This window comes from Bradyrhizobium jicamae, from assembly GCF_001440395.1.
Lineage (GTDB): Bacteria > Pseudomonadota > Alphaproteobacteria > Rhizobiales > Xanthobacteraceae > Bradyrhizobium > Bradyrhizobium jicamae.
Genome location: NZ_LLXZ01000234.1, coordinates 53,474 through 60,233 on the forward strand (window position 1 = coordinate 53,474; position 6,760 = coordinate 60,233).

7 protein-coding genes are annotated in these 6,760 nt (G+C 64.2%); 2 read left to right on the forward strand and 5 right to left on the reverse strand.

Features of this window, described 5'->3' with window-relative positions; translation table 11 throughout:
• Positions 1 to 616: SPOR domain-containing protein (locus CQ12_RS47170; protein WP_245310366.1), on the forward strand; the 616-nt coding region annotated here is incomplete at its 5' end.
• Positions 617 to 875: 259 nt separating this feature from the next.
• Here CQ12_RS47170 and CQ12_RS41220 read toward each other — a convergent pair.
• The 4 genes from CQ12_RS41220 to CQ12_RS41235 form a co-directional block, all read right to left on the reverse strand.
• Positions 876 to 1,601 (reverse strand): DnaJ domain-containing protein, encoded by a 726-nt coding sequence (locus CQ12_RS41220; protein ID WP_057840947.1) that lies wholly within the window; start codon positions 1,599 to 1,601, stop codon positions 876 to 878.
• 66 nt (positions 1,602 to 1,667) lie between these two features.
• Positions 1,668 to 2,429 carry a hypothetical protein gene (locus CQ12_RS41225; RefSeq protein WP_057840948.1) on the reverse strand — a complete coding sequence of 254 codons (762 nt, stop codon included), beginning with the start codon at positions 2,427 to 2,429 and terminating at the stop codon, positions 1,668 to 1,670.
• A gap of 103 nt (positions 2,430 to 2,532) precedes the next feature.
• Positions 2,533 to 3,432, reverse strand: a complete 900-nt coding sequence (locus CQ12_RS41230; protein ID WP_057840949.1) for an alpha/beta fold hydrolase — start codon at positions 3,430 to 3,432, stop codon at positions 2,533 to 2,535.
• A gap of 573 nt (positions 3,433 to 4,005) precedes the next feature.
• Positions 4,006 to 4,941, reverse strand: a complete 936-nt coding sequence (locus CQ12_RS41235) for a division plane positioning ATPase MipZ (protein WP_057840950.1) — start codon at positions 4,939 to 4,941, stop codon at positions 4,006 to 4,008.
• A 324-nt stretch (positions 4,942 to 5,265) separates the two neighbouring features.
• Here CQ12_RS41235 and panC point away from each other — a divergent pair, with 324 nt between their 5' ends.
• Positions 5,266 to 6,117: a pantoate--beta-alanine ligase gene (gene panC, locus CQ12_RS41240; RefSeq protein WP_057840951.1), complete on the forward strand. Its 852-nt coding sequence runs from the start codon at positions 5,266 to 5,268 to the stop codon at positions 6,115 to 6,117.
• Between the two features lie 19 nt (positions 6,118 to 6,136).
• Here panC and CQ12_RS41245 read toward each other — a convergent pair whose 3' ends face one another.
• Entirely contained in the window at positions 6,137 to 6,577 is a 441-nt protein-coding gene (locus tag CQ12_RS41245) for a DUF1489 family protein (protein ID WP_057840958.1), read from the reverse strand.
• Positions 6,578 to 6,760 lie beyond the last annotated feature (183 nt).

Genomic DNA, 6,760 nt, shown 5'->3' on the forward strand with positions numbered 1-6,760 from the left:
TCAGGTCAAGGCCGGGCCGATGAAGCTGGCATCGGCCGGCCCCTCGCAGCCCGCTGCGCCGCCGGTCACCAACGCGATCCCGACCCGCCCCGAAGTCGCCGAGACCTCCAGCGCCGTCGTCGCAAAGGCCGCAGAGAGCAAGGTCGAAGCTGCCAAGGAAGCTCTCAGGGCAGCCATGCCGCAACAGCCGGCCGGCCACGGCACCGGCAACGGCGTGCTCGGCGTATTGCCCGCTTCCAGCCTGACACAGCCCCCGCCGCAGGGCTCGCATGCGCAGACGATGGCCTATGCCGATCCCGCGCCCCGTGCCCAGCCGCAGGCCGCGCAACAGAACGAGGCCGTCAAGCCGGCCGCGCCCGCCGTGGTCCGCACCGGCTGGATCGTCCAGGTCGGAGCACTCGAAAGCGAAAGCGAAGCCAAGCAGCGGATCGATCTCGCCCGCACCAAGGCCAGCGCGCTGCTCAGCAAGGCCGATCCCTTTACTGAGACGACCGTGTCCAAGGACAACCGCACGCTCTACCGCGCCCGCTTCGCCGGTCTCGATCGTGATCAGGCCGAAGCGGTGTGCAAGGCCCTCAAGCGCGCCGACATCTCCTGCATGACCGTTCGCAACTGAACCGGACGTTTCATTGAAATTGGCAAAGCCGGCGCCGCAAGCGCCGGCTTTGTTGTTTTCGCAGCACAGTCGCAACGGCGCTTGCACGATCAGGCGCAATGCTCTCCGCGAAAACTTCTCGTCAAGAATTTACGGTTAAGTTTCCCTGCAAGAGACGATCGACCACGCCGGACAACGGCGGGCGATGTGGGGCGTCAGTCAGAGAATGGCAGGCAGGCAACTCTCGGTTTGTAGCGTCGGTGGCGTGAGCCGGAGTTAGCTAGAGATGCGTGCGAAGAAGGGTATCCTTGGCCTCGTTTACGCGGGCAGCGAGGTACGTCGAGCCCCCCTGATCGGGATGCAGTTTCTTCATCAGGGCGCGGTGCGCCCGGCTGATGTCGTCACGCCCCGCCCCCGGCTGCAGGCCAAGGATCTGATAGGCTTCCTCGTCCGTCATTTTTCCGCTCGCCGCCGCGCGGCGTTGCCCCCCTGCCGTATCGCCCTGCGCGTTCTGACGCCAAGCGGGAAACCGGCGGTCAAGATAGCTTTCAAGTAAGGCGACGCTCTCGGCGTCGAACGCCGCCATCATCGCGATCAACTGCGGCAGGTCGAATTCGCCGAGCGAGCGGCCGGCATTCGGCCCGTCCACGATCCGTCCCGACAAATCACCGCTGTCGTGATCGAGCGTCATCTCGATGAACTGCGAGCGGACGCGCGAGGCCTGTCCTGACGAACGCTGCGCGCCGCCGCCGAAGATCCCGCCGATATTGCTGAAGCCACCGGGGCCGAACGGCGACCAGCCGAGTAGCCCTGCGCCGAAGATGCCGAGCGGAATGGCAACCGCCAGTTCGCCGCGCAGACCGGTGAAGGCCGCGACCGCCAGCGCCACCACGCCGCCCACAATCTTGATCGTGCGCGCAAGCACGACGGGGTTCGCTGCACGAAACATCTGCAGCAGCAAATACAGAACGACAACGGCGACAACGCCGGCAATCAGGGTAGGCATGGCTCTAATATAGCGGCACCGGCGCCGAAAAGCATGCGCCCGGCGCGGCGACGACCAAAGTCGTAATCACTTCATCTGGCCGATAAGCGCGGCGGCGCCTCCGGTGGTTTTCGACAGCCGCAGCAGCGCCTCGCGGCCGCCGGCGGCGTAGGCCGCGGCGGCGCGCAGGAGTTCGCGCAACTGCGCTGCGGCGCCGGGATCGAACTTGCACCATGCCCCGCCGGTGAGCCGCGCAATCTCGCGGAACGCCTGTTCGGCGGTGGGGTCGTGGCCTTCCTGGAACATGAACACGGGTACCTTGAGCAGGCCCAACTCGCCGGCCTTGGCGCATAGATCGTCGACCTGCTCCTCCATGGCGTCACCGACGAATACGACCGCGCGCACGGCGGACGCCACCGCCTCGCGCCGCGCCTCCGACAGCACCTTGCCGATCTGGGTATTGCCGCCCTGGCAGTTGATCTTGCTCATCAGTTTCGCCAGTTGCGCGGAATCGGAGATCCACCCCGTCGCGCGGCATTCGTTGAAGCCGCGGTAATAGACCAGCCTGATGTCGAGGCTGCCGAGTGAAGCCGCCTCGCGAAACATGTCGGCCTGCAGCGCGCAGGCCATGTCCCAGGTCGGCTGCCGGCTCATGGTGGCGTCGAGCGCGAACACCAGCCTGCCCCGGGCGCCGGTGCGGTGCGGCGACATCGCGCGCGCCTTCGCCACGAAGGCGGCGATGTCTTCCGATGCCGATGGCTTCTCAGGTAACGGGCCGCCCTTGCGCGCCTCGGCCTTTGCCGAGTCAACCTCGCCTGCCGATTTCGGCTTGATCGGTTCGCCGGTCATGAGCGCTCGCAGGTAAGCAGCAGGCTTTATGTGGGATGGCGCCTATGGCGGGTCAATGCGCCGGCTCGTGACGCAGCCGCAAATGCGCGGTGGCGGTCGTCGCCTAGTTCGTAACCGGCTTGTTCTTCGGCGGCGAATTGCTGGCCAGCGGGGTGGAGAGCGGCACCGGTCCCGGGCTGCTGCTGAGGACGTCCGGCACCTTTGTCGGCACAGGCTTCAACACGGCACTCTTGTCGGAATCTTCCAGGAACTTGTCGAGCATCTTCTCGATCGAAGACTTGGCCGCGTCGGGCCCGGTATCGCGCATGTCATTGTGCTGGAAGCCGGTGTTCACCACCGTGATACCGGCCTGCTCGCACTGCTCGTCATCAGGCACGACGCCGGGGTCCGCCTTGAAATGCGTATCCTGGGAGCGGAACGACAGGATCTTGAACTTGCCGTCGGTCAGGAACGGCACGCGCAGATTGTCCAGGGTCACGACCTTCTTGATCTCGTCGGGAAACTCCTTGGCGAAATACATCGAGATGTCGCCGCCCATGGAGTGGCCGACCATCGTCACCTTCTCGTAGTCGGCGTTGGGCTGGAGTTTCTTCATTTCATGAATGGCGAAATGGATGTTGGCAACGCCGCGCTGAATCTGCGGCAGGCGGCCGACATAAGGCTCACCGACCTTGGTCACCATCGGCGGGTCGGTCGGCAGATCGTGCTGCGGGCTGACCGCAAGATAGCCGCGCCAGGCGAACACGTTCGACAGGAATGAATACTCGGTGTGCTTGACGGTGTTGCCGTGATTGAGGATCGCTACCGGCAGCTTGATCAAGCCGGCATTGGCCTGCATTTCCTTGTCGCGGCGGACGGCGATGTTGACCGCAACCAGGCGATTGTCGCGGTTGGGATCGTGGAATGCGATCGTCTCATGCCGGATCGCCCACTTGCTCGCGGTGAAATACGCGACAGCGACCAGCACGGAGAGTGAAAGCAGAACGAGAATTCCACGTTTCATATTCGTCCTCGCGCCCCGCTAAGGGCCCAACCCTGTTTGAGACTCTTCGGTCCCTTCTCGATGATATATGTCACGATGGCGTGACATAAAGGCCAAATGTTGTGTACCGAGCGCCTGATCATTGTGCGATGCACCTATCCATTGTGCAGCCGCTCAGTTCCCGGAAATTTGACCGCTTTTCCTTACGTTGTCTCCCATCAAGCTTTGGTTCGAAGGTTGGATAAAAGTCTAGTGAAAACGCGGAAAGATAGGGATTGTTCCTGAAACGGAACCCGTTACCTCCGCAGGTGTAAAAGTACCGGCAATTCGCAAAGCGAGCTTCAGGGCCGGGTCGTCGTTGGCCCGAAAGCTCGCATACTCCAGTTTGCGCCGGCCCCCTTGGGATGGGTCAAGGATTTTAGTCCTGCCGCGACGCCGCTGACATCATGGGCTTTCCACCCAGGCTGTGCCCGCCGCTTGGGGCGGGTGGTGCTGTGCTGATGGGCCGCGTCGGGATGCTCATGCCCGGTGGCGGCGGCCCGTTCGGGATGACGGTATCCAACCGCGATAGGCCAGGCCGGCTGTCGATGGCGGTCAGGCGCTGAGGATGTCTCCAATGATGTCGTGGACTTCGAGCGGCTTGTCGACCTGGGTGAACCATTCGGCGCGGTTGGCCGCACGGCGGCGGCCGCGCGCGTCGAGCGGCAGCTTGAGCTGGCGCAACAGGCTGGTCACTTCCTCGCGCGCCGTGACATGGCCCATGCTGGGCCGGGTGCCGAGCGTGGCCTCGTCGATGTCGTCGAGGGCCGTCAGTCCGCGCGGGAAGAATTCGCGATAGACCACCCGCTCGGCAAACCCGTCGATGGAACGGAAGCCGAGCCGCATCGAGAGGTCTTTCAGGCTGTCGGCGACGAGCTGCTTGTTACGGGAGCCGATCATCGACAGGCGGTTGCGCACCACGATCCAGTCGGTACTGGCGCCGTCGAGTTGCCGGCGCTTGCGCCTGGTGTCGCGGACCATTTCCGCATAGTGGCTCTCGCCGGTCACCGAATAGGTGGCGGGATCGACGGTGCCGAGCACGTCGAAATCGAGGAAGCTGTCGTTGATCGGGGTCACCAGCGTGTCGGCCATCGAATGCGCCAGCCGCATCAGATACGAGTCCGAACCCGGCGTATCGATGACGATGAAATCGAAAGCACGCTCGACCGTGCCGACCGCCTCGGCGAACTGCTGGAACTCGGAGTTTTCATTGTCGGCGATCTGCATCGTCTCGCCGAGCTTGATGCAGTAATGCACGGGGATTTCGAGATCGAGACCGGTGCGGCGCGCCCACGCGCTCCGGTTGGCGATGTAGCGGGTGAAACTCTTCTGGCGACAGTCGAGATCGATGGTGGCGACGCGCTGCCCGGCCTTCATCAGGGCAACGGCGATGTGCAGGGCGGTGGTTGATTTTCCGGAACCGCCCTTCTCATTGCCGAGCACGACGACATGCGCCGACCCGAATTGTCCCTGGCTCGCCTGAAGCAACATGACTCAACCCCCGCACGAGATATCTTCAAATCACGCACGACTGCCCGTCAAGTGAAATGCGCGACGACGCATTCAAATCACTCGCGGTGTGTCTTAATCATGAATCCCGACGGTGCGGATTTCGTTCCGGTGCCGCGATCAGCCCATCAACTTTTCAACCGGCGGGCGCACGCGTCCGACTTTGGCATTGAGCTGCCGCAGCCTTGCCATTCCCGAGCAACCTTGGCGGCAAAGCTCGGGCCTTATAAGGTCGGCGCGCCCGCCAAACGGCGTGGAGCCGCCAGCCCCCTCACCCCGTCGCAAGCAGCAAAAGATCGAGGCCCGATGTCGCGAAGTCCCATGGTCGTCCGTACCGTTCCTGCATTGCGCCGCGCCGTCGAGGCGTTGCGCGCCCGCAAGGCCGCCGTCGCGCTGGTGCCGACCATGGGTGCGCTCCATGACGGGCATGTGTCGCTGGTGCGGCTCGCCAGGCAACGCGCCCAGAAAGTCGTCGTCTCGATCTTCGTCAACCCGACTCAGTTCGCGCCTTCAGAGGATTTCGGTTCGTATCCGCGCACCTGGAAGGCCGACCTCGCCAAGCTGACCGCCGAGAAGGTCGACCTGATCTGGAATCCGGACGTCAAGGCGATGTACCCGGAAGGCTTCGCCACCAGGATCGTGCCGGAGGGTCCAGCCACCGCGGGCCTCGAGGATCGTTTCCGGCCGCACTTCTTCGGCGGCGTCGCCACCGTGGTCGGCAAGCTGTTCACCCAATGCCGGCCTGACGTTGCGATCTTCGGCGAGAAGGATTTTCAGCAATTGAGGGTGGTGACCCAGATGGCTGTCGATCTCGACCTCGGCGTCAAGGTGATAGGCTCACGCACCGTGCGTGAGCGCGACGGGCTCGCGATGTCCTCGCGCAACGTCTACCTGTCGGCGGAGGAACGGCAGACCGCGCCGACGCTCTATCGCGCCATGAAGGAAAGCGCCAAGCGGCTGAAGGCCGGCGAGGATTTCGCGGCCGCGATGGCAGCCGGCCGCGACCTGATCACCGCCGCCGGCTTCGCGCTGGACTATTTCGAGGCCCGGCACGCCGCAACGCTGGCGCCGATTGCGTCGGTCAAGGAAGGACCGGTGCGGATTCTCGTCGCCGCGAAGCTCGGCACGACACGCCTGATCGATAATATCGGGGTGTAGGCCGAGAGAACCGACCGGCTCAGAGCAGCCCCAGATCGCGCAATTCGCGCCGCATCGGTTCCGGCATTGCGGCCATGCTGGCGGCGGAGGATTTGGTGAGGTCCGGGGGTGCTGCGTCCTCGGTCAGGTAGCGCCAGCCCTGGAACGGACGCATCGGTCGCGGCAAGACCGCAAATACCTTGGGCTGCATCACCAGGCGGCACCGTCCGATGCCGTCCTTGTCGCGGAACGGCTCGATCGCGATGATCTTTTCGCGCGCGGCGATTTCGCCCTTGATCACCCAATAGAGCGAGCCGCCGGCGATGATCTCGCCGTCGCGCTTCGGCGTCATCCGCGTGACGTGGACGTGACGGAGCGGCAGGCCCTTTTTCCTGGCGGTTGCCATGCGTTCGGCAACCCACCCTTTGAGTTCTTTGACCGACTCGCAGCCAACGGCAAGCTTGATGAGATGAAGCGGCATGATCCCGCCGATGTAGCGGCCCGTGTGCGCTTTGAAAAGATCACTCCCTGTGGAGATCACTGCTCATTGTCGGCGGTCCCCGACCCCGACGGCGCGAGCTGGACCGGCGCCGCCGTGGACGGCCGTTTCGGCGGCGCTGGCGGCTTCTTGGCGGCGGCCAGCGCTGGTGAGGGCGACGCTGAC